Here is a 2,067-nt window from a genome sequence, read left to right on the forward strand (position 1 = left end):
TTGCAGATGGGCCGCACGGGACAAGACCTCTTGACGCTCATCTTTGGCGGAAGCAAGTTCAATCTCGCTTCTCACCCCAAACTCTTGCCCGATCCCTTGGTCGTTTACGATCCATGGGTCGCTTGCGATTCCGCGCCGCTCGGCAAAGTCGCTGATGTAATCCAGCGTGGTTTCCTTCGCGCCGGAACACGACAGGCGGGTTGTCAGCTGCTGGTACGCCAACGCGTCACCCTTGACGACACGCCATGCATTGCGCTCGGCCTGGGTGCCATCCGGAAGCGTGACAGGCGTGGCCCCTTGATGCTGCAGTGCTATCCTGTCCCCGATCTTTGGCGATGCATCTCGCATGGCCCGCTTGAGATCGACGCCCCACACGGTATGCCGCTCGCCCTTGTCATTCTCCAGCGTCACAAAGTAGCTCTCGCGTGATTGCGGATGGTTTTCATAGGGCGCAACGCCGTGATCAACCAGCCGGCCCGCCTTGGTGAACTCCTTGATGTCGGCATAGAGCTGCACGCCGTCGCGATGCCTTGTCATGGCAACATAGGTCAGATGCCGATCCATGGTGCTCGACGCCAGCACAAAAGCGCGATCGACCGTCGCCCCCTGGTTTTTATGGATCGTCGTCGCATAGCCGTGGTCGATCGCCTGGTAGCTGTCCGTGGGAATGCTGACACTGTCGCCGCCTCGGCCATCGAGCCGGGCGATGATCTTGCCCGGCTCCACATGCTCGACCGTGCCGAGCATGCCGTTTTTGACGCCGAGGTCGCGGTTGTTTTCAAGGAAGATGATCCGGTCACCGGCGGCGAAGGCGCGCTTGCCGTTATTGGTCTGGAAGACGCGTTCTCCGGCGTCCTTGCCGACCCCACCATCCCCACGGTCTCCACGGTCAACACCGTCGCTCAGCCCGTGGCTACGCTCCAGCCTTTGTCTGTTCTGAAGCTCGGAGCGGATGGCGGCATTGAGGGCGCGCACATCGGTGCGGCGATGCGCCATGGCTACCCGGGTGCCATCGGCACGCTTCTCACTGTCGGCAAGATAATCACGCACGATCTGCGCCATCGCCTCCTCGCGGCTTTCTGCAAAGTGGATGGCGCCGTGATCGCGATAGGCGGCAAGCCCCTCGGCCGTCTTGTGGGTCGCAAAGGCAACCGATGCCTGCCTCTGCCAATCATGGCGCTGGCGGCGTATCCCGGAAAGTTCGACATGGCCGATCTGCTCGGCAATCGCCCTGAAGGGTGCACCGGCCCCGATTGCCTGCAGCTGCTCATGGTCGCCGACAAGAACGATCTTTGCGCCGCGCTCTTCCGCTTCTCCGATGAACCGGGCAAGCTGCCGGCTCCCGACCATGCCGGCCTCGTCAATGACAAACACGTCACTGCGACCGATCAGATCCCGACCATGGTCCCAACTGTAAGACCATGACGCCAGCGTGCGGCTCTCTATGCCAGAGCTTTCCTCAAGACCCTCGGCAGCCTTTCCGGCCAAAGCAGCACCATGGACCTGATAGCCTTGCGCCTCCCACGCCTTACGAGCCGCTGCCAGCATGGTGGACTTTCCAGCACCAGCAAACCCGACCACAGCCGTGATGCGTTCTGGACCTGTAATGTGCGCGATCGCAAGACGCTGTTCGTCCGACAATCCCGCTGACGGATCGCGCGCAGCTAACATTCCGCCGGAGCTTTTGCGAATGGCGTTATCCTGCCTCTCCATGGCTCGATCGACATGGCGACGATCGACGCCATGGGAATGCGCCTGATGCAACCGTTCCGCCGATCGCGCCATGCCAAGTTCCAGATCGATCATGTCCCGCGTCGAATAGCGCGCTTTGGAAACGTCGCCTGTCTCGGCATCGATGCGCTCAGCCTGAAGCTCCACGAGCGCTGGTGATGCCATGACAGCCGCAATGGCGTTCTGGAATGTCTGGGCGTCATCGTTGATGTAGCGATGCAAGGTTTTGGCAATGTCGTGCCGATCGAACACGCTCTTCTCATGGCTGATCAGCGTCAGAACCTGTTCGGGTTTTTGGCGGATCAGCGCGGCATTTTGCCGTGCTGCCTCGTCATC

At 61.1% G+C, this 2,067-nt stretch carries 1 protein-coding gene; it reads right to left on the bottom strand.

Annotation, left to right across the window (positions count from 1 at the left end; all coding sequences use genetic code 11):
- Nucleotides 1-2,067 (bottom strand): Ti-type conjugative transfer relaxase TraA (gene traA / locus F617_RS27485; protein WP_019567437.1); only part of this gene is annotated, 2,067 nt, incomplete at both ends.

The sequence above is a fragment of the Agrobacterium sp. 10MFCol1.1 genome, from assembly GCF_000381165.1.
Taxonomy (GTDB): Bacteria; Pseudomonadota; Alphaproteobacteria; order Rhizobiales; family Rhizobiaceae; genus Agrobacterium; species Agrobacterium tumefaciens.